Source organism: Enterobacter cloacae complex sp.6700776 (assembly GCF_048284255.1).
In the GTDB taxonomy this organism is placed as follows: Bacteria; Pseudomonadota; Gammaproteobacteria; order Enterobacterales; family Enterobacteriaceae; genus Enterobacter; species Enterobacter intestinihominis.
The window spans coordinates 295,148-316,318 of sequence record NZ_JBLVYK010000003.1 but is presented as its reverse complement, the minus strand read 5'-3'; the positions used below and the strand labels follow the sequence as shown (position 1 = coordinate 316,318).

Below are 21,171 nucleotides of genomic sequence, written 5' to 3'. Positions count from 1 at the left end.
CTATAATATGCGTACCCCCTATTGCGTCGCCGATTACCTGCTGGACCGACTAACAGATTGCGGTGCCGATCATCTGTTTGGCGTGCCGGGCGACTATAACCTGCAGTTTCTCGACCATGTGATAGACAGCCCGGACATCTGCTGGGTGGGCTGTGCCAACGAGCTGAACGCGTCTTACGCCGCAGACGGCTATGCCCGCTGTAAGGGATTTGCCGCACTCCTGACGACTTTCGGCGTTGGGGAGTTAAGCGCCATGAACGGTGTGGCGGGCAGCTTTGCCGAACATGTCCCCGTGCTCCATATTGTGGGGGCTCCGGGTATGGCGGCGCAGCAGCGAGGAGAGTTACTGCACCACACCTTAGGCGACGGCGAGTTCCGCCATTTCTACCACATGAGCGAACCCATCACCGTTGCACAGGCGGTGCTTACCGAACAAAACGCCTGCTATGAAATTGACAGAGTTCTGACCACCATGCTGCGGGAGCGCCGTCCGGGCTACCTGATGCTGCCCGCCGATGTGGCGAAAAAAGCCGCTACGCCCCCTGTAAGCGCTCTCACTCTTAACTCCGCACCGGCCGATTCAGCCTGCATGCAAGCGTTCCGTGAGGCTGCCGAAAAGCGTTTGTCAACGAGCAAACGCACCGCGCTGTTAGCGGACTTCCTGGTGCTGCGCCACGGTTTGCGCGCGGCCCTTCAGACGTGGGTGAAAGAGGTGCCGATGGCACACGCCACCATGCTGATGGGCAAGGGCATTTTTGACGAACGACAGAGCGGTTTTTATGGCACCTACAGCGGATCGGCGAGCGCCGCGGCGGTCAAAGAGGCAATCGAGGGGGCTGATACAGTGCTGTGCATTGGCACGCGCTTTACCGATACGCTCACAGCCGGGTTTACCCACCAGCTGACGCCAGATCAGACGATAGAGGTTCAGCCCCACGCGTCCCGCGTCGGCGACGTCTGGTTTACGGGTATCCCGATGAGGGAGGCCATTGAAACGCTGACAGCGCTGTGTAAAACGCATGTGTGTGATACGCGAGCGCCATCGGATCACAGCAGCTCTTCTTTCCCCACTATCGAAGGGGCGCTGACTCAGGAGAGCTTCTGGCGTACCCTGCAAACGTTTATTCGCCCCGGAGACATTATTCTGGCTGACCAGGGGACGTCTGCTTTCGGCGCTATCGATTTGCGTTTACCGGCAGACGTGAACTTTATCGTCCAGCCGCTTTGGGGATCGATCGGCTACACGCTCGCGGCGGCGTTTGGCGCGCAAACAGCGTGTCCGAACCGACGCGTGATTGTCCTGACGGGTGACGGTGCCGCGCAGTTGACCATTCAGGAGCTGGGATCGATGCTGCGCGACAAGCAGCGCCCGATTATTCTGGTGCTTAACAACGAGGGATACACGGTTGAGAGAGCCATCCACGGGCCGGAGCAGCGCTATAACGATATTGCCCTCTGGAACTGGACGCAGATCCCGCAGGCGCTGAGCCTGGCGCCAGAGGCAGAATGCTGGCGCGTCAGCGAAGCGGAAACACTGGCGGAGGTGCTGGATAAAGTAGCACACCACGAGCGACTATCGCTGATCGAGGTGATGCTGCCGAAAGCCGATATTCCGCCGCTGCTGAGCGCGCTGACCAAAGCGCTGGAGGCGCGCAATAACGCCTGATTACCTGTCGTTTCGCCATGCCATCAACATCGGTTTGCCCGCCAGCAGGAGCCAGGCGGGCAACATCACGATACAAAGGAGCGGCAGAAGCGTGGTATCCGGCACAACAACGGCCGCCATAAACAGACTCAGCCATGCATCGCGCGTTACCACCAGTACCAGCCCCAGAATGGAGCAGGAGACGGTAATCGCCGCAGGGACAGCGTCGACGTGCTCATGCAGCATCAGCCCCAGCGCGACGCCAACAAATACCGCCGGGAAGATCCGTCCTCCCCGGAAACCACAGGCTGCAGCGATCACCAGCGCCGCCAGTTTTACCAGCGCGAACAGCAGATAATCGGAGACGCTAAAGACCTGGCTGAAGGCCAGTTGCTGCATCTCGTCCAGACCCTTAAACAGCGTAACCGTCCCGCCGATAGCGCCTAAAACGCCCAGAATAAAACCGCCCATACCCAGAATCAGCACCGGATGCTTCAGCCTGTGCATCAGACGATGCAGGCGCGGAAGACACCACACTGCGATCATTCCCAGCGCAATGGCTATCGCGACGACGACGGCACCGCTGACAATATCGGTGAGTTGCATCTGGCCATAGTGGGGGATGGGGAGTGAAAAATGAGGATGGAAAAACAGGCTGGTTGTGAGGGCCCCTGCTGCTGCGGCCATCAGTGGCGCAAAGAGTTTATCCCACAGCGGCACATCATTGTCGCTGCTGAGCGTTTGCGAAAAGATGAGCGCAGCCGCTATTGGGGTACCAAACAGTGCCCCGATGGTACCGGCGGAAGCCAGAATCGTCCAGTCCAGCGCGCCAACGCGCGGGAAAAGACGTGCTCCCAGAAAGACTGCCAGCGCGATATTAACCGCCATAATGGGATGTTCAGGCCCGAGGCTTACGCCGCCCGCAAGACCGATAATCAGCGCGATAACAAGCCCTGGCAGAGCAGAGGGAGATACTGGCGCACCAATCAAGGGTTCCAGTGCCGGGTCCGGCCCGGCATGGCCCGGGCTATAGCGGATCACCAGACCTACGGCAATTCCGGTCAGGGTCAGCATCATCATGATCCACCCTGGCGAGTCAGTGCTGATGCCAAGTTTAACCGGCAGCGCGGTCCATAAAATCGTTTGCAGCACTGCCGCTACTTTCATGACGACGATGAGCACCAGGCTCGACGCTACGCCAATAATTAGCGCCGGGACAGCCAATAACAGCATGGTTCTGGCTCGCGGATGGAGCATGATGATTTCCTTGTACAAAACGGCTTAACGTTACTTTGCACAATCAGCATTGTGGCAATAGTGCAAAAGGTGCTGAAACGGTAAAGTTATTATGTGACGAAGATCGATAATCCATGGGCAGTCACCTTCTGGTCGTTGTTGTTATCACGCCTTGAATTTACAGTGTCCCAAAGATTTATTCTGACTTTAGCGGAGCAGTAGAAGAATGACAAAGTATGCTTTGGTAGGTGATGTTGGCGGCACCAATGCGCGCCTTGCCCTGTGCGATGTGAACAGCGGTGAAATTTCTCAGGCGAAAACCTATTCAGGGCTGGATTACCCAAGCCTGGAAGCGGTAGTTCGCGTCTATCTTGAAGAGCATAAAGTGAGCGTTGAAGACGGTTGTATCGCCATCGCCTGTCCGATCACTGGCGACTGGGTGGCGATGACCAACCACACGTGGGCCTTTTCAATTGCCGAAATGCGGAAAAACCTCGGCTTCTCGCACCTTGAAATTATCAACGATTTCACTGCGGTTTCCATGGCTATCCCAATGCTTAAACCTGAGCATCTGATTCAGTTCGGCGGTACGGCCCCGGTTGAAGGCAAACCCATTGCTGTTTACGGCGCTGGAACCGGTCTGGGGGTGGCGCACCTGGTCCACGTCGACAAACGCTGGGTGAGCCTGCCGGGTGAGGGCGGTCACGTGGATTTTGCGCCGAACAGCGAAGAAGAGGGCATTATTCTTGAGGAGCTACGCGCCGAAATTGGTCACGTGTCGGCCGAGCGCGTGCTTTCTGGCCCGGGTCTGGTGAACCTGTATCGGGCGATTGTAAAATCAGACGGACGTCTGCCGGAAAATCTGCAGCCTAAAGATGTGACCGAACGCGCGCTGGCCGACAGCTGTATTGACTGCCGTCGTGCTTTGTCGTTGTTCTGCGTCATTATGGGGCGTTTCGGCGGCAACCTGGCCCTGAATCTCGGCACCTTTGGCGGGGTCTATATTGCGGGCGGGATCGTGCCGCGCTTCCTCGATTTCTTTACCGCCTCCGGTTTCCGTGGTGGCTTTGAAGACAAAGGCCGCTTCAAGAGTTACGTGCAGGACATTCCGGTTTACCTGATTGTCCACGACAATCCGGGCTTGCTTGGCTCCGGGGCGCATCTGCGTCAGGTACTTGGCCAGATCCTCTGACATCCGTCTCCCTCTCCTGCGGGAGAGGGAACGCGCTACAGGTGCATGAGCTGGCGGAACGCTTTCACTCTGCTGCGGCTTACCGGCACCTGAAAATCCAGATCCTTCAGACGCAAAATATAGGTGTTATTAAACCAGGGTTCGATCTCGCGGATCTTGTTCAGATTGACGCAGAACGAGCGGTGGCAGCGGAAGAAGTGCGCTGACGGGAGTTTGTTGCAAAATTCGGTGATGTTCATCGCCATTACGTAGGCCTCACGCCGCGTATAGACAAACGTCATTTTTTCGTGCGCTTCAGCATAGTAAATATCGTCGACAGGCGTGACGATGATCCGTTCGTCCTTCACCAGATTAATGGTGTCGTTTTCACGCGCTACCGGACTGGCACTGGTGGGCAGCGACTGCTGCTGCCATGCGGCTTCCAGCTTATGCAGCATGCTGATAATACGTGACTCCTGATACGGCTTGAGAATATAGTCAAACGCCTCCAGCTCGAAGGCTTCCACGGCATGCTCTTTCCACGCGGTGACAAACACAATAAACGGCTTATGGGCGAACTGATTGATATTTTGCGCCAGCAGAACGCCGTCCAGAGACGGAATATTAATATCGAGAAAAATCGCGTCGACCCGGTTATGCTGCAAAAATTTCAGCACGTCCAGGCCATCCTCAAAACAGCCAACAATCTCCATCTGGCTGTGGGTTTTGATAAGCCAGCTCAACTCCTGCTGAGCCAGAATTTCATCTTCTACGATGATGACTTTCATCTGTTACTCCGGCCTACGGCAACAAGGATATGGGGGCATTAACGGGCGTTCGTTCGTTCGGAACATAAAAAGCAATCTCGGTGCCCGGCTCAAGGCGGTGAATGTGCAGCCCGTCACCGTACAGCAGCTTGACCCGGTGGTGCACGTTCAGCAGCCCGATTTTATTTCCCGGCATTTCGTTTGATTCGACGCGCTCGATCACTTTTGGATCGATGCCGTGTCCGGTATCGCGCACGGCGATTCGCACGCGGTTACCGCTTTCCGTCACGCTAATCGTGACCACGCCTTTTCCTTTACACGGCTGAATGCCGTGAACAATAGCGTTTTCCACCAGCGGCTGGATCAGCAGGCTTGGGATCACGCAGTTGACCTCTTCATCAATATCGTAAATGACCGTCAGCTTATCGCCAAAGCGTGCCTGCTCAATCGCGATGTAATCCTTGATTTGATACAGCTCTTTTTTGATGTCGATCTGCTCGTCGTCTTTTAACTCAATGTTGTAGCGCAGATAGCGCGACAGATTAAAAATCAGCTGCCGCGCGGTATCCGGATTAAGACGAATGGAAGAGGATATAGCGTTCAGCGCGTTAAACAGGAAATGGGGATTGATCTTGCTTTGCAGGGCACGCAGCTCTGCCTTATTTGCCATCTCGCGCAACTGCTCCGCACGCGAAACTTCGAGTTGGGTGGAGATAATCTGCGACAGGCCAATCGCCATCTCCTGGAGCGAGGAGGTGATTTGGTGCGCATGGCAGTAGTAAATTTTCAGCGTCCCCGTGACCACGCCTTTTTCCCACAGCGGGATCACCAGCATTGAGTGGATCTCTGGCGTGCGGTGGGCTTCATCATTGTTTTTAATGATGATTTTTCCGTAGTTAATCGCCTGTCTGGTAGTCGGGCTGATGGTATCGTCGCTGTCGCGATAATTGTGCTCACCGACGCCAACATAGGCCAGCACGTGGTCAATATTGGTGATGGCGACCGCATCGGCGTGAATATCCCGGCGGATGATATCGCAAACCTGACGTAAAGATTCGGTGTTAACGTGTCGGAAAAGCGGCAGCGTTTTGTTGGCAATATCCAGTGCCAGCTTCGCCTGACGCGCGGCGCTGGCCTCTTTTTCGCCTTCCACGCTTTGCACCAGCAGCACGATAAAGCCTATACAGACGCTCCCGAGGATCATCGGAATACCGATCTTCGAGACGATATCCAGCCCCAGCGCAGTGGTCGGTGCCCAGACGACGACCAGGATCATGGTCAGCGTTTCGCAGACCATCCCCGCGATAATCCCCGCACGCCAGTGCTGTTTTTTCGGGATTTTGCGGTTAATCCAGCCGGAGAGTACCCCGGCAATAATGCTGGTGATAAAGCAGGGGACTGCCGTCACGCCGCCAATATCAATCAGGTATCGATGGGTGCCGGCGATAATGCCTGTGATAATCCCGACCCAGGGACCAAAGAGGATCCCGCCCGACATGACGGCGATGATGCGCACGTTCACCAGCGAGCCTTCTACCGGCACGCCGGACCAGGTGCTGAACAGGGCAAACATCGAAAAGATAAACGTAACGGCCAGCAGCTCTTTTGGCGAGTGGGCAGATTTATGCAACAGTTCGCGAAACAAGCGGATGCGGATAAGGAAAAAGAGACAGATCAGCATTAATGCCGCGCGGTCGAACACCGCCAGGAGCATATTGAAGATTTCGTGCACGGTCAGGCCTGGGAAAACGGGAAAAATCTATGATAGAAAACATAGGGCCAGATGACCAGCTATCCATCAGATTTATCAAATGGGGAAAAACCATAATTCTCAAAGGGGATTGCTGGCTTTTGACTGAAAGTCGCTGCTTTTTCGTTTGTGGAGAAACGTCAGGTAACGATACTGAAAACATTGTGTTAAATCGCAGCGCTTAAAACTGCCTGATCACGATAAGAGTTCCGCTTTTCACTACAATCGCATTCCCGTTTTAGCGCAATATATTGTTTTGCCGTTATCCCCTCGACAGCGTCTTTTTCTTCAGGTTATTTTCTAAGCATGCCACACGGGTGGCAGCGTCGCTCGGACGGTCCGGGCGCTAACGTGACTCTGAGGAATCTATGGCTGAATTCAGTCCTGAACGCCGTTTTACGCGTATCGATCGTCTCCCCCCTTATGTTTTCAATATCACTGCTGAACTGAAAATGGCTGCGCGTCGGCGCGGTGAAGACATTATCGATTTCAGTATGGGTAACCCTGACGGCCCAACGCCGCCGCATATCGTTGAGAAACTCTGCACAGTTGCCCAGCGTCCCGATACCCATGGGTATTCAACCTCACGCGGCATTCCACGCTTGCGTCGGGCGATCTCCCGCTGGTATCAGGATCGTTATCAGGTGGATATCGATCCTGAAAGCGAAGCGATTGTGACCATTGGCTCCAAAGAGGGGCTGGCCCACCTGATGCTGGCGACGCTCGATCACGGCGATACCGTCCTGGTGCCGAATCCGAGCTACCCAATTCATATTTACGGGGCGGTGATTGCTGGCGCGCAGGTGCGTTCTGTTCCACTGGTGGAAGGCGTCGACTTCTTCAACGAGCTGGAACGGGCGATTCGTGAAAGCTATCCGAAGCCGAAAATGATGATCCTCGGTTTCCCGTCCAACCCAACGGCACAATGCGTCGAACTCGAATTCTTTGAGAAAGTGGTCGCGCTGGCTAAGCGTTACGACGTGCTGGTGGTACACGATCTCGCCTATGCTGATATCGTTTATGATGGCTGGAAAGCGCCGTCAATTATGCAGGTACCGGGTGCCCGTGATGTGGCGGTTGAGTTTTTCACCCTGTCGAAAAGCTACAACATGGCGGGCTGGCGAATAGGATTTATGGTGGGAAACAAAACGCTGGTGAGCGCCCTGGCGCGTATTAAAAGTTACCATGACTATGGTACGTTTACGCCATTGCAGGTCGCGGCCATCGCGGCGCTGGAAGGGGATCAGCAGTGTGTGCTTGATATTGCCGCCCAGTACAAACGCCGCCGTGATGTGCTGGTAAAAGGGCTTCACGAAGCGGGCTGGATGGTTGAAATGCCTAAAGCTTCCATGTACGTCTGGGCGAAAATCCCCGAGCCGTATGCGGCGATGGGATCTCTGGAATTTGCCAAAAAACTGCTTCAGGACGCGAAGGTTTGCGTTTCTCCAGGCATTGGCTTTGGTGACTACGGTGACACGCATGTGCGTTTCGCGCTGATCGAAAACAGCGACCGTATCCGTCAGGCTGTGCGGGGGATTAAAAGCATGTTCCGCGCGGATGGCCTGCTTGCAGTTAAGAGCGTCGTGGAACAACCCGAGTCGTAACGGACACCAAAAAAACAGGCGCCAACGGCGCCTGTTTTTTTGACTGCATTTTCTTAACTAGATCATCAGAGCAAACGTTCCGGCCCAAACTAAAACAATAACCGAAATGCCCATAAAGAAATATTTCACGTTTCATCGCTCCGCGTATCTTCCGGTACGCATTAAAAAAACAGAGTCCAACTGAGTATAGAGAGTTGAAATCATGCGAAAGGGGAAATCGGAATTATCCCGTTACGTCGCTAACTTCAGCTCTGAATTCTGTGCTTTCCTGTCGCCAGACGGCGCTAATGTACGCCTAAATTTCAGGAGTGACAAGAGGCATTTTTTCAAATAATTTCCGATACTTACGAGTGTCGTGGAACGGCGACAGTTTGATTTCGGTACGCAATAAATGCCTGTTGAGCGACGGTCGAAAAAAGCCGTTACGCACAGCGATTACAGGTGCTTGAAAAGGTTAGTTTCTTAGCGAAACTAACCTTCGAAAGGGGTTAGATATAAAGTGAGGCTTCGCCCAGAGGGCGGGTTTTAAAGCGGCGGTGCATCCACAGATACTGCTCAGGTGCTCGCATAATCTCAAACTCAATCACCTTATTGATAAAGGTCGCGGCTTCACTCTCATCCTCAGGATAGTTCGCCATCTCCGGTGAGATATGCAGACGATAGCCTGACTTATCCGCTTTTCTGACCATGGTCACCGTTAACATTGAGGCGCCAGAGAGACGTGAAATCACAAAGGTACCGTTCGTCGTAGCGACATCTTTAACCGCAAAGAAAGGGGCAAAGCTGCTGCCTTTAGGGCCGTAATCCTGGTCCGGGGCAAACCAGACGGCTTCACCTTTTTTCAGGGCGCCAACCATACCGCGCAGATTGTTACGGCTGATCATCGCCTTATTTGAACGCATGCGGCCCCGCGTTTGTACCCATTCCATCAGTGCGCTGTTATGCGGGCGATAGGTTGCCATCATCGGCTGACAAAGACCCATAACGCGGCCGCCCAGCTCAAGCGACATAAAATGCACACCCACAACCATCACGCCGCGTTTTTGCATCTGGGCATGTTTGAGGTTATCCAGACCTTCAACGTCAAACCATTTACGGACACGCTCGTCTGGCCAGAACCAGGCCATACCGGTTTCAAGCAGCGCCATACCGATAGATTTAAAGTTTTCAGCGATCAGCGTTTCACGCTGCTGCGCGTTGTAATGCGGAAAGCAAAGTTCAAGATTTTTTCGGGCAATGGACTCGCGACGCTTAAGAAAGTGACGCGATGCGCTGCCGAGCTTCGAACCCAGGAAGCGAATCACGGGATAAGGAAGCTGGACCAGCAGCCAAAGTACGCCAAGGCCGAACCATGTAAACCAGTAGCGCGGGTGCAGAAACGCCCGCTGAAATTTGGATTGAGACAAAATAGTGGAACCTTTGTAAAGCCTGTGAAGGTAGCGCAGACTTCGCGATACCACGTGCCATTGAGACCGTAGGACGAGGTCATGGTTGCAGGCTTTACCGTTCTTTACGACGTTGCCTGGCCATTGCTGACTTGGGTGGGCGGCTTAATGTAGCACCGTTATACATTATGAGCTATTACTCGTTTTTGCTTAAAAAAGCGGCAATTGCGAAGCGGATTGATAAATCAGGCATTATAGTGGGAAATTAAAAGTGTCCCCTGCAGGAATCGAACCTGCAACTAGCCCTTAGGAGGGGCTCGTTATATCCATTTAACTAAGGGGACGAAGCGGCAAGAGTATAGCGTTATTTACACTTCTCGTTAAGCGCATTGCCGCCTGACTGGTCAAAGAGTCACCGTTCACGCCGATTTTTCGGCAGTTTTATCCTTTTTTTCCTGAGCCTTAAGTTCGGCCTTACGCTTGTTGGACATGTCGTTACGGATTTGCGCATGGCTCAGCAGTGCAAAGATAAAGGTTCCGCCACAAATGTTGCCTGCGAGAGTAGGCAGGGCGAACGGCCAGAAAAAGTCGCTCCAGTGGAGTGTGCCGTTAAATACCAGATAAAGGATTTCAACGGTCCCGACAACAATGTGCGTGGTATCGGCGAGTGCGATAAGCCAGGTCATCAGGATAATCACCACGATTTTCGCGCTGCCCGCTGACGGGAACATCCAGACCATAGTGGCGATGATCCAGCCGGAGATAATGGCATTAGAGAACATTTCAACCGGCGTATTTTTCATTACGTCCATGCCAATCTTCACGAATGCGTCGCGGGTCGGTTCATCAAAGATTGGCATATACTCGAAGGCCCAGGCTGCAACGCCCGTACCGATCAGGTTCCCCAGCAGCACGACGCTCCAGAGGCGCATCAGTAAACCAAAATTACCAAGGGTCGGATTTTGCATGACGGGCAGTACGGCAGTGACGGTGTTCTCCGTGAAAAGCTGCTGTCGCGCCATAATGACGATAATAAAGCCGAACGTGTAGCCTAAATTCTCCAGCAAAAAACCGCCCGGCACGCCTTCCAGCTGAACGTGAAATATACCTTTGGCGAGCAGAGAGGCACCCATCGACAGACCGGCTGCGATGGCCGACCACAGCAGGGCCATTGCGTCACGCTCCATCTCCTTTTCGCCATCCTGGCGAATATGCTCATGAATGGCCATGGCACGCGACGGCAGGCGATCCTCATCGACTTCTATCTCTTCTCCCCGGTCTTTCTCCTCACTTTCAATCTCATGTTCCTCATTGTTCTCGCCAATTTTTTCTTCGTTAATATCTTTCATAACTGCTCCTTCGGGGTAATCGCTCATTTAAGCGTAGCGGCTTTTGGCGCCTTGCCCGTGGGGAAGCTCTTAAATTGCTGAAAATGGCAATAAAGGTGAGACATCTCTTTCAAAGCCAATATAAAATTGCCAGCGAAACGAATTCTTAAAGACAGGCTATGCTGAAATTAGCGTGATGACGCGAGCGGGTCGTCATTGTCCTCGTAGACATCGGTAAGCGTGCTGTTACAATCACTTGCACGTTTCAGGCGGAGCCTCACAGGCTCCGTCACAGATGGCATTCAACGATAGCCATATTGAACAGGGAGAAATATATGAAGCTTCGGCTGTCGGCGCTTGCGCTGGGCGTAACGATGCTTGTGGGCTGCGCCAGCTCTGGCGAGCAAACGGGACGCTCCGATCCTCTCGAAGGATTTAACCGTTCAATGTACAACTTTAACTATAATGTGCTGGATCCATATCTGGTTCGTCCGGTTGCCGTGGCATGGCGTGACTACGTTCCGCAGCCAGCGCGTAACGGGCTGAGCAACTTTACCAGTAACCTGGAAGAGCCAGCGGTGATGGTGAACTACTTCCTCCAGGGCGACCCGTATCAGGGGATGGTGCATTTCACCCGTTTCTTCCTGAACTCTCTGCTGGGTATGGGCGGCTTAATAGATGTCGCAGGCATGGCGAACCCGAAATTACAGCGTGAACAGCCGCATCGTTTCGGCAGCACACTGGGGCATTATGGCGTAGGTTATGGGCCGTATGTGCACCTGCCATTCTACGGCAGCTTTACCGTGCGTGATGATGGCGGCGATATGGTGGATACGCTGTATCCGGTGCTGTCATGGCTCACCTGGCCGCTGTCGATTGGTAAATGGACCGTGGAAGGGATTGAGACGCGTGCGCAACTGCTGGACTCTGACGGTCTGCTGCGTCAGTCTTCCGATCCGTACATCATGGTCCGCGAGGCCTATTTCCAGAACCATGACTTTATTGCCAACGGCGGTAAGCTGAAGCCGGAAGATAATCCGAACGCGAAAGCCATCGAGAACGAATTAAAAGATATCGATTCGGAATAAATAAAAAAGGTGAGCGATGCTCACCTTTTTTAATCGTGTTGGGATTAGAACGCGTAGTTGAAGTTGGTACCAAACAGCCAGGCTTTACCTTCAGAGGTAAACTCGTAAGGGCCTTCCTGGAAGGTCACTTTCTGTCCATGCATGTACGACACACCCGCGTCGATAGAGGCATTCTCGTTGAACGCGTAGGTTGCACCCGCACTTACCCAGAAACGGTCCTGATCCGGAATGGAGATAGAACGCTTATCTGCCGGTACCGGGCTGTCATCAAATGCCACGCCGGTACGGAACGTCCAGTTGTCATCCATATAATAGGTCGTACCAAGTGCGATACGGTAAGCATCGTGGAAGCTTTCGTCTTTATAGAACAGCGTCTGGCCGTTGCTGCCGGTGGCTTTCAGCTCCTGGAACTGGCTCCAGCTGGTATACGCGAGGCTATAGTGAATAGCCCACTGCGGCGCAACGCGGTTATAACCTGACACTTCCCACATTTCTGGCAGATGCAGTGACAGTGAACCCGGTACGGTTTGATTCGAGGTACCCCATGGAATGGTGGTGCCTGCGCCCGGTACCATACCGTTGACCGGGCTCAGGATGCCGCTTTTGTAATCGCCATCGAAGTCAATCTTCACTTCTGAGCGGTAGGTCAGACCCCAGCGGTTGTTTTTATCCAGTTCATACAGGATACCGGCGTTCCAGCCGTAACCCCACTCGTCACCTTTCAGGCTGGCAATTTTATTGCTGTTTTTCGGCAGCGCAGCAGTTTGCTCCCCGGAGTAACGCTCGATTTTTGCATCAGCGTAGACAGCATCAAAGCCCAGACCAAAGCTCCAGTTATCGTTCAGACGATATGCGCCGCTCAGGTTAAGGTTCAGGGTCGTCAGGTCGGTTTTACCGCCGTATTCCCCGGCCGGGTAGTTGTTATTGAACTCCGTTGCCAGGCCATAGTTTGAGGTGACAGAGGCACCCCAACCAAACTGTTCATTGATTGGCGCAACAAAGTGCAGGTTAGGCACCCACGCCGTTGGTGCAATGTTATCCGCCTTCAGATCTGCGCCGGTATACTGAGATTTGCCAGAAATGTTGACATCAGGATCGATGTAAACCGCACCGGCAGAGAAGGTAGGGCGATCAAACATCATGATAAGCGCCGGGTTACGGCTTGCGTTGCCTGCGTCATCGGCAATCGCACCTTCCCCGGAATACGCACGGCCAAGGCCAGAGGAAGAAAATTCGTTTAACTGGAAGCCCGCTGACCAGGCGGACGTTGAGACGATTGCCACTGCAACTGCTAAAGCAGTTTGTTTGAACAGGGTTTTCTGGCTCATGACCATAACCTCATTGAGTTATTTTTATTCAATAATTGTTACATACCGTAACAGGAGCGCGAAGTGTAGGGTCTGAGGTATGACATACAAATCAGACCAGTGGCGAGAGTATAGGTCTGACCAGCTGGGATGTTGCAAGTTTGTTTATTAATATTTTCAAACATGTTTCATGAAACGAGATCTGGTTGGCAAAATTGTGACCAGTACGATTCATCCGAAAAGGTGAATTTTGTTTTAGATCATTTTTTAGTGTGATATTGCTCACTTATCCGGTTTTGCGCCATTAACGGCTGGAGGGGGCTCGTCCGGGGGCGTAAAATAGTCGCATCGTGTTTATCTCGCGCGCTGCGCGAATACAGAGGAAATTGAGCTATGAGTAAATGCAGTGCTGATGAAACCCCGGTTTGCTGCTGTATGGATGTTGGCACCATTATGGACAACACCGATTGCACCGCCTCTTACAGCCGCGTATTCCCTAACCGCGCTGAAGCGGAAGAGACGCTGGCCGCGCTGAGCAAGCGTGCGCGTGAAGTTGAATCCGATCCATGTGAAATCAAATCTACCTTCACGGAAGTGGAAGGCGGCGTACAGCTGGATATCGACTTTGTGTTCGCCTGCGAGGCAGAAACGCTGATCTTCCAGCTGGGCCTGCGTTAATTCCTGCGGTCTGGTGCCCTCACCCCAACCCTCTCCCACGGGAGAGGGCGCAAACACTAAAAACGGTAACCCACGGGTTACCGTTTTGCTTTTACCCCGGGCATTTTCTTTTTCTTCTCTGTGCCTTAGCTCGCAATTTTTCGCTTCCCCGATTGGCTCAATGTAAAAAAATAGTTAAGACTATTATCAGGTCAGACCACTTAACGTGCGCGCAAAATTTTTTTACAGGGGAGTGTTATGAGTCAGGCATTACCGCTTATCACCCGACACGGTGACCGCATTGCCATTGTCAGCGGGTTACGTACGCCGTTTGCACGTCAGGCAACCGCGTTTCACGGTATACCGGCTGTCGATCTGGGAAAAATGGTGGTGGGGGAGATGCTGGCTCGCAGCGAGATCCCGCCAGAGGTTATTGAGCAACTGGTTTTCGGCCAGGTGGTACAGATGCCGGAAGCACCCAATATCGCGCGTGAAATCGTGCTGGGTACCGGCATGAATGTTCATACCGACGCCTACAGCGTCAGCCGCGCCTGCGCCACAAGTTTCCAGGCGGTGGCGAACGTGGCGGAAAGCCTGATGGCGGGGACCATTCGCGCGGGGATCGCCGGCGGCGCTGATTCCTCCTCCGTGCTGCCCATCGGCGTCAGCAAACAGCTGGCCCGCATCCTCGTGGATGCCAACAAAGCTCGCACTACCGGTGCAAAGCTTAAACTCTTCTCGCGTTTACGCCTGCGCGACCTCATGCCCGTGCCACCTGCCGTTGCTGAATACTCCACCGGCCTGCGCATGGGCGATACAGCCGAGCAGATGGCAAAAACCTATGGTATTACCCGCGAACAGCAGGATGCGCTGGCGCATCGCTCGCATCAGCTGGCAGCGAAAGCCTGGTCGGAGGGCAAACTGACCAACGAAGTGATGACCGCCTATGTACCGCCTTACCGGGAACCGCTCGCGGAAGATAACAACATTCGCGGCACCTCAACCCTGGCAGATTACGCAAAACTGCGCCCGGCCTTTGACCGTAAACATGGCACCGTTACGGCGGCCAACAGTACGCCGCTGACGGACGGTGCCGCCGCCGTGATCCTGATGACGGAATCCCGGGCGAAAGAGCTGGGCATCACACCGCTGGGTTATTTGCGCAGCTACGCCTTTACCGCCATCGATGTCTGGCAGGACATGCTGTTAGGGCCCGCCTGGTCCACGCCGCTGGCGCTGGAGCGCGCGGGGCTAACGCTCTCCGATCTCACGTTAATTGATATGCACGAAGCCTTTGCCGCGCAAACGCTGGCAAATGTGCAGCTTATGGCGAGCGAACGTTTTGCCCGCGACGTGCTGGGCCGCGCACATGCCACAGGCGAAGTGGATCAGAGTAAGTTTAACGTGCTGGGTGGCTCTATTGCCTACGGTCATCCGTTTGCAGCGACCGGGGCGAGAATGATTACCCAGACGTTGCACGAACTGCGTCGCCGTGGCGGCGGTTTTGGCCTCGTTACCGCCTGTGCGGCGGGCGGTCTGGGCGCAGCAATGGTTCTGGAGGCTGAATAATGGAAACGACATCTGCATTTAACCTTGCTGTTCGCCTTGATAACGTGGCCGTTATCACCATTGATGTGCCCGACGAAAAGATGAATACCCTGAAGGCGGAGTTCGGCGTTCAGGTGCGTGCGATGCTCAGACAGATCCGCGAAAACAAAGCGATACGTGGCCTGGTATTTATCTCGGCAAAGCCGGATAACTTTATTGCCGGGGCCGATATCAACATGATTGCCCGGGCGACAAGCGCTCAGGAAGCAGAAGATCTGGCGCGTCAGGGGCAGCAGGTGATGGCGGAGATCCATGCGCTGTCGATACCCGTTGTCGCTGCGATCCACGGGGCTTGCCTGGGCGGCGGGCTTGAGCTGGCGCTGGCCTGCCACAGTCGCATCTGTACCGACGATGCGAAAACCGTACTCGGACTGCCTGAAGTACAGCTTGGATTGCTGCCCGGTTCAGGTGGCACGCAGCGCTTGCCGCGGCTGGTGGGCGTCAGTACTGCGCTGGAGATGATTTTAACCGGTAAACAGCTGCGCGCCCGTCAGGCGTTAAAGGCGGGTCTGGTTGATGAGGTCGTTCCGCACGCAATCTTGCTTGAGGCTGCCGTTGAGCGGGCGCTGAAAGGTCGTCAGGCGAAACGCCCCCTGCCGGTGCGTGAGCGTATCCTCGCCGGGCCGCTGGGGCGCACGCTGCTGTTTAATATGGTGGGTAAAAAAACCGAGCAAAAAACCAGAGGGAATTATCCGGCAGCGACGCGCATTCTGAAGGTGATTGAAACCGGTTTATCCCAGGGCAGCAGCAGCGGTTATGCCGCGGAAGCGAAAGCGTTTGGCGAGCTGGCGATGACGCCGCAGTCGCAGGCGCTGCGCGGCATTTTCTTTGCCAGCACGGAGGTTAAAAAAGATCCGGGCAGTGAAGCTGAACCGGCTCCGCTGCGCGCCGTTGGGGTTCTGGGTGGTGGGCTGATGGGCGGCGGCATCGCGTTTGTCACCGCCAGCAAAGGCAAATTGCCCGTACGTATCAAAGATATCAACCCAAAGGGTATCAACCACGCGTTGCAGTACAGCTGGCAGAACCTTGATCGCAAAGTGAAACGCCGCCATATCAAGGCCAGCGATCGCGATAAAACCCTCGCGATGATCACTGGCGCCACCGACTACAGTGGGTTTGCACACCGCGATCTGGTGATTGAAGCCGTGTTCGAAGATCTGGCCCTTAAGCAGCAGATGGTAGCGGACGTTGAACAGCATTGCGCGCCGCACACCATTTTCGCGTCAAACACCTCGTCTTTGCCGATCGGCGACATCGCGGCGAAAGCCATGCGCCCGGAGCAGGTGATAGGGCTGCACTATTTCAGTCCTGTCGAAAAAATGCCGCTGGTGGAGGTTATCCCTCATGCCACAACCAGCCCGCAAACTATTGCCACCGTGGTGAAGCTGGCGAAAAAACAGGGCAAAACTCCTGTTGTGGTCGCGGACAAAGCCGGCTTCTACGTCAACCGCATTCTGGCGCCGTATATTAACGAAGCGATGCGGTTGCTGACGGAAGGGGAGAAAATTGAGCACGTCGATGACGCCCTGGTGAAGTTTGGTTTCCCCGTCGGCCCAATCCAACTTTTGGATGAGGTAGGAATTGATACGGGGACTAAAATTATCCCTGTGCTGGAAGCGGCTTATGGCGATCGTTTTGCGCCGCCTGCAAACTTTGTTTCCGCAATTTTGAAGGACGATCGCAAAGGCAGAAAAAATGAACGCGGTTTCTATCTTTACGCCGCGAAAGGGCGTAAAAGCAAGAAACAGGTCGACCCTTCGGTTTATGCGCTTATTCCTGTCACGGGTCAGGGAAAACTGTCGGCGGTTCAGTGTGCTGAGCGCTGCGTGATGATGATGCTCAATGAAGCGGCGCGCTGCTTTGGTGAGCAGGTGATCAAAAGCGCGCGCGACGGCGACATCGGTGCCGTGTTTGGTATCGGTTTTCCGCCATTCCTTGGCGGCCCGTTCCGGTATATGGATACCCTCGGGGCGGGTGAAGTGGTTGCGATCCTGCAACGTCTGGCCTCGCAATACGGTCCACGGTTTACACCTTGTGACGAATTATTGCAGATGGCGGAACGGGGTCAGACATTCTGGCCCGCAAGGGAAACTGATTGCGTAAACTGAAGTCAAAGAAGGGTAAATCCTGAGGTGATGGAACCTGTTCTGGCGAAATTGTAAACAGAGATTGACTATACTTACGCCATTGAGGTAAAAAACAGCGTTTCATTCACCGAATGGATCAGGCACAATGCCCGGCCATCGGGTTTTCTACCTCAGAGCATTAATCGCGGGTAGTTAACGCCGGTGATTCTGGTTAACAAAAGCGGTGCAATATGCAAGTTTTTATCATGCGTCACGGCGACGCGGCACTCGATGCCGCCAGTGACTCAGTACGTCCTTTAACCGTCTGTGGCTGCGACGAATCCCGTCAGATGGCGACATGGCTTAAAGGTCAAAAAGTGGACATTGAACGCGTTCTGGTGAGTCCGTTCCTGCGGGCAGAACAGACGCTGGATGTGGTAGGGGAGTGTATGAACCTGCCATCCAGTGTGGATGTTCTCCCTGAACTCACGCCGTGTGGCGATGTTGGCCTTGTCAGTGCTTACCTTCAGGCGCTGTGCAACGAAGGTGTCGCTTCCGCACTGGTCATTTCCCACCTGCCGCTGGTCGGCTATCTGGTATCTGAGCTGTGCCCGGGCGAAACGCCGCCGATGTTCACAACGTCCGCCATTGCCAACGTCACCCTCGACGAAACCGGCAAAGGGGTCTTTAACTGGCAAATGAGTCCGTGCAACCTGAAGATGGCTAAAGCCATCTGACGTGACGTGCGATATGGCGGGGTGCCGCGTGCCTCCCGCCATCCTGTCAGGGCAACTCTGGCGGCTGCCACTCCTCCACCTCAATCAATACCAGCAATGCGGCATCTCCGCCGTACTCTTTCGGTGCCTGATGAAAAGCCATCACGTGTGGATGCTGAGCCAGCCACAGCGGCGTCTGTTGTTTGAGAATATGTTTGCCGTGACCGTGCATCACGCAGGCGCAAAAAACATGCTCGCGTCGGCACGCCGCGATCAACGCCCCCAGCTCCTGCTTCGCCTGCATCTGGGTCAACCCATGCAGATCGAGGAACAGCTCCGGCGAGTAATTTCCCCGGCGTAATTTTTTCAGTTCAAAATGGCTGACGTCTTCGCGCACGTATTTCACCGCGCCCTGCGTATTTAGCAGCGGCTGAAACTCATCTGAAAAATAGTGGCTGTTATCGGCCTGCTCCTGAAGCAACCGTTTGACCGGAACCTCGCTGATTTTTTTACGCTGCGGGCGATGGACAATGGTGTCGTGCGTGATTTTACGCGTCCCGGTCATCAGCTGACGGAAGAGAGCCTGATCCTCCTCGCTGAGCGATGTTTTCTTTTTCATTCGTCATTCTCATCTCGTATTTCCGATAGTGTACCCGACTAAACGCATTTTTTAACCTCAAGCGACACGCGTCATTGCTGATTTATCGCCGTCTTCATGGCAAACTAGCCGCCGAAAATTATGCGAGCATGCCCTGGAGGAAAGAGTGGATAAAATTTTTGTCGATGAAGCAGTAAACGAGCTGCATACCATACAGGACATGTTGCGCTGGTCGGTTAGCCGCTTCAGCGCCGCCAATATCTGGTACGGTCACGGCACCGATAACCCGTGGGATGAGGCCGTTCAGCTGGTGCTGCCCTCTCTCTACCTGCCGCTGGATATTCCGGAAGACATGCGCACCGCGCGCCTGACCTCCAGTGAAAAACACCGCATCGTTGAGCGCGTGATCCGTCGCGTGAACGAGCGTATTCCGGTGGCTTACCTGACCAACAAAGCCTGGTTCTGCGGCCATGAGTTCTATGTTGATGAGCGTGTGCTGGTGCCACGTTCGCCGATTGGCGAGCTGATCAACAACCACTTTGACGGCCTGATTAACCATCAGCCGCAGCACATACTTGATATGTGCACCGGCAGCGGCTGCATCGCGATTGCCTGCGCGTACGCCTTCCCGGAAGCGGAAGTGGACGCCGTCGATATCTCCACCGACGCGCTGGCCGTCACCGAACACAACATTGAAGAGCACGGCTTGATCCATCACGTCACGCCTATCCGCTCTGACCTGTTCCGCGACCTGCCGACGCTGCAATACGACCTGATCGTCACCAATCCACCGTACGTGGATGCCGAAGACATGTCCGATCTGCCGAACGAGTACCGTCACGAGCCGGAGCTGGGCCTGGCGTCAGGCTCTGACGGGCTGAAGCTGACCCGCCGCATCCTGGCCTGCGCGCCGGATTATCTGACCGACGATGGCGTTCTGATTTGTGAAGTGGGTAACAGCATGGTACATCTGATAGAGCAGTACCCGGATGTGCCGTTCACCTGGCTTGAGTTCGACAACGGCGGTGACGGCGTCTTTATGCTGACCAAAACGCAACTGCTTGATGCACGCGAATACTTCAGCATTTACAAAGATTAATCCAGCGGGCTTCGGCCCGTTTCACAACGCTCAAACACAAACAACAACATCGGAGCCGTGATGGCAGGAAACAGTATTGGACAGGTATTCCGTGTGACCACCTTTGGCGAGTCGCACGGTCTGGCACTGGGTTGTATCGTTGATGGCGTCCCGCCAGGCATCGAACTGACCGAAGCCGATTTACAGCATGACCTTGACCGCCGTCGTCCGGGTACCTCTCGCTACACCACGCAGCGTCGCGAGCCGGACCAGGTCAAAATTCTCTCCGGCGTTTTTGAAGGCCGTACCACCGGGACCAGCATTGGTCTGCTGATTGAAAACACCGATCAGCGCTCCCAGGACTACGGCGCGATTAAAGACGTCTTCCGTCCGGGCCACGCCGACTATACCTACGAACAAAAATATGGCTTTCGCGACTATCGCGGCGGCGGACGTTCTTCCGCGCGTGAAACCGCGATGCGCGTGGCGGCAGGTGCGATTGCCAAAAAATATCTCCAGCAGAAATTCGGCATCGTTATCCGCGGCTGTCTGACCCAGATGGGCGACATTCCGCTGGCAATCAAAGACTGGGATCAGGTAGAACTTAACCCGTTCTTCTGCGCCGATGCCGACAAGCTGGACGCGCTGGACGAGCTGATGCGTGGCCTGAAAAAAGAGGGCGACTCCATTGGTGCGAAAGTCACCGTGGTGGCCGACGGTGTGCCGGCTGGCTGGGGCGAGCCGGTATTTGACCGCCTCGACGCTGACATCGCCCACGCGCTGATGAGCATCAACGCGGTGAAAGGCGTTGAAATCGGCGACGGTTTTGACGTGGTTAAGCTTCGCGGCAGCCAGAACCGCGACGAAATCACGAAGGCGGGTTTCCAGAGCAACCATGCGGGCGGCATTCTGGGCGGCATCAGCAGCGGGCAGCAAATTATTGCCAATATCGCGCTGAAGCCAACGTCCAGCATTACCGTGCCGGGCCACACAATTAACCGCTCAGGCGATGAAGTAGAGATGATCACCAAAGGGCGGCACGATCCATGCGTGGGGATCCGCGCGGTACCGATCGCAGAAGCGATGCTGGCGATCGTGCTGATGGATCACTTCCTGCGCCAGCGCGCGCAGAATGCGGATGTGTCGACCACCATTCCACGCTGGTAA

Annotated in this window: 18 protein-coding genes and 1 tRNA gene; 10 read left to right on the top strand and 9 right to left on the bottom strand. The window is 54.6% G+C overall.

Annotated elements, in window-relative coordinates:
* The first annotated feature begins 7 nt into the window (after window positions 1-7).
* Window positions 8-1,666: an indolepyruvate decarboxylase gene (gene ipdC, locus ACNQ0T_RS07585; RefSeq protein WP_038416470.1), complete on the top strand. Its 1,659-nt coding sequence runs from the start codon at window positions 8-10 to the stop codon at window positions 1,664-1,666.
* On the opposite strand, the gene ACNQ0T_RS07580 is transcribed toward ipdC, so the two are convergent.
* On the bottom strand, window positions 1,667-2,902 hold the full coding sequence (locus ACNQ0T_RS07580; RefSeq protein ID WP_038416469.1) for an ion channel protein: 1,236 nt from the start codon (window positions 2,900-2,902) through the stop codon (window positions 1,667-1,669).
* A gap of 205 nt (window positions 2,903-3,107) precedes the next feature.
* On the opposite strand from ACNQ0T_RS07580, the gene glk reads away from it, so the two are divergent.
* Window positions 3,108-4,073, top strand: coding sequence for a glucokinase (gene glk / locus ACNQ0T_RS07575; protein ID WP_022648928.1), 966 nt, complete (start codon window positions 3,108-3,110; stop codon window positions 4,071-4,073).
* 35 nt (window positions 4,074-4,108) lie between these two features.
* Here glk and ACNQ0T_RS07570 read toward each other — a convergent pair whose 3' ends face one another.
* Both ACNQ0T_RS07570 and ACNQ0T_RS07565 read right to left on the bottom strand, forming a co-directional pair.
* Window positions 4,109-4,840 carry a LytR/AlgR family response regulator transcription factor gene (locus ACNQ0T_RS07570; protein ID WP_023300652.1) on the bottom strand — a complete coding sequence of 244 codons (732 nt, stop codon included), beginning with the start codon at window positions 4,838-4,840 and terminating at the stop codon, window positions 4,109-4,111.
* 13 nt (window positions 4,841-4,853) lie between these two features.
* Window positions 4,854-6,551: a sensor histidine kinase gene (locus tag ACNQ0T_RS07565; protein ID WP_022648926.1), complete on the bottom strand. Its 1,698-nt coding sequence runs from the start codon at window positions 6,549-6,551 to the stop codon at window positions 4,854-4,856.
* Between the two features lie 386 nt (window positions 6,552-6,937).
* On the opposite strand from ACNQ0T_RS07565, the gene alaC reads away from it, so the two are divergent.
* A complete protein-coding gene (gene alaC, locus ACNQ0T_RS07560) occupies window positions 6,938-8,173 on the top strand; it encodes an alanine transaminase (protein WP_023300650.1) in 1,236 nt (411 codons plus the stop codon).
* 57 nt (window positions 8,174-8,230) lie between these two features.
* On the opposite strand, the gene ypdK is transcribed toward alaC, so the two are convergent.
* The 4 genes from ypdK to ACNQ0T_RS07540 all read right to left on the bottom strand — a co-directional run bounded on the left by ypdK (window position 8,231) and on the right by ACNQ0T_RS07540 (window position 10,907).
* On the bottom strand, window positions 8,231-8,302 hold the full coding sequence (gene ypdK, locus ACNQ0T_RS07555) for a membrane protein YpdK (protein ID WP_099458937.1): 72 nt from the start codon (window positions 8,300-8,302) through the stop codon (window positions 8,231-8,233).
* A 359-nt stretch (window positions 8,303-8,661) separates the two neighbouring features.
* Window positions 8,662-9,582: a kdo(2)-lipid IV(A) palmitoleoyltransferase gene (lpxP, locus tag ACNQ0T_RS07550; RefSeq protein ID WP_168713920.1), complete on the bottom strand. Its 921-nt coding sequence runs from the start codon at window positions 9,580-9,582 to the stop codon at window positions 8,662-8,664.
* Window positions 9,583-9,830: 248 nt separating this feature from the next.
* Window positions 9,831-9,902, bottom strand: a tRNA-Arg gene (locus tag ACNQ0T_RS07545).
* Window positions 9,903-9,977: 75 nt separating this feature from the next.
* Window positions 9,978-10,907, bottom strand: coding sequence for a formate/nitrite transporter family protein (locus ACNQ0T_RS07540; RefSeq protein ID WP_022648872.1), 930 nt, complete (start codon window positions 10,905-10,907; stop codon window positions 9,978-9,980).
* A 314-nt stretch (window positions 10,908-11,221) separates the two neighbouring features.
* Here ACNQ0T_RS07540 and mlaA point away from each other — a divergent pair, with 314 nt between their 5' ends.
* Complete coding sequence (gene mlaA / locus ACNQ0T_RS07535; protein ID WP_022648871.1) at window positions 11,222-11,974, top strand: phospholipid-binding lipoprotein MlaA; 753 nt, start codon at window positions 11,222-11,224, stop codon at window positions 11,972-11,974.
* Between the two features lie 44 nt (window positions 11,975-12,018).
* Here mlaA and fadL read toward each other — a convergent pair whose 3' ends face one another.
* Entirely contained in the window at window positions 12,019-13,302 is a 1,284-nt protein-coding gene (gene fadL / locus ACNQ0T_RS07530; RefSeq protein ID WP_022648870.1) for a long-chain fatty acid transporter FadL, read from the bottom strand.
* A gap of 372 nt (window positions 13,303-13,674) precedes the next feature.
* Here fadL and ACNQ0T_RS07525 point away from each other — a divergent pair, with 372 nt between their 5' ends.
* The 4 genes from ACNQ0T_RS07525 (at window position 13,675) to sixA (ending at window position 18,349) form a co-directional block, all read left to right on the top strand.
* Window positions 13,675-13,959, top strand: coding sequence for a YfcZ/YiiS family protein (locus tag ACNQ0T_RS07525; RefSeq protein ID WP_022648869.1), 285 nt, complete (start codon window positions 13,675-13,677; stop codon window positions 13,957-13,959).
* A 237-nt stretch (window positions 13,960-14,196) separates the two neighbouring features.
* Window positions 14,197-15,507, top strand: coding sequence for an acetyl-CoA C-acyltransferase FadI (gene fadI, locus ACNQ0T_RS07520; RefSeq protein WP_023300649.1), 1,311 nt, complete (start codon window positions 14,197-14,199; stop codon window positions 15,505-15,507).
* A complete protein-coding gene (gene fadJ / locus ACNQ0T_RS07515; protein WP_228338504.1) occupies window positions 15,507-17,654 on the top strand; it encodes a fatty acid oxidation complex subunit alpha FadJ in 2,148 nt (715 codons plus the stop codon). Before fadI ends, fadJ begins: the two co-directional genes overlap by 1 nt.
* Window positions 17,655-17,863: 209 nt before the next feature.
* Entirely contained in the window at window positions 17,864-18,349 is a 486-nt protein-coding gene (gene sixA, locus ACNQ0T_RS07510; RefSeq protein WP_003861375.1) for a phosphohistidine phosphatase SixA, read from the top strand.
* A gap of 46 nt (window positions 18,350-18,395) precedes the next feature.
* On the opposite strand, the gene smrB is transcribed toward sixA, so the two are convergent.
* Window positions 18,396-18,947, bottom strand: a complete 552-nt coding sequence (gene smrB, locus ACNQ0T_RS07505) for an endonuclease SmrB (RefSeq protein WP_417929831.1) — start codon at window positions 18,945-18,947, stop codon at window positions 18,396-18,398.
* A 145-nt stretch (window positions 18,948-19,092) separates the two neighbouring features.
* Between smrB and prmB the strand changes: the two genes are divergently transcribed.
* Window positions 19,093-20,025 (top strand): 50S ribosomal protein L3 N(5)-glutamine methyltransferase, encoded by a 933-nt coding sequence (gene prmB / locus ACNQ0T_RS07500; protein ID WP_022648865.1) that lies wholly within the window; start codon window positions 19,093-19,095, stop codon window positions 20,023-20,025.
* A 60-nt stretch (window positions 20,026-20,085) separates the two neighbouring features.
* Window positions 20,086-21,171: a chorismate synthase gene (gene aroC / locus ACNQ0T_RS07495; protein WP_022648864.1), complete on the top strand. Its 1,086-nt coding sequence runs from the start codon at window positions 20,086-20,088 to the stop codon at window positions 21,169-21,171.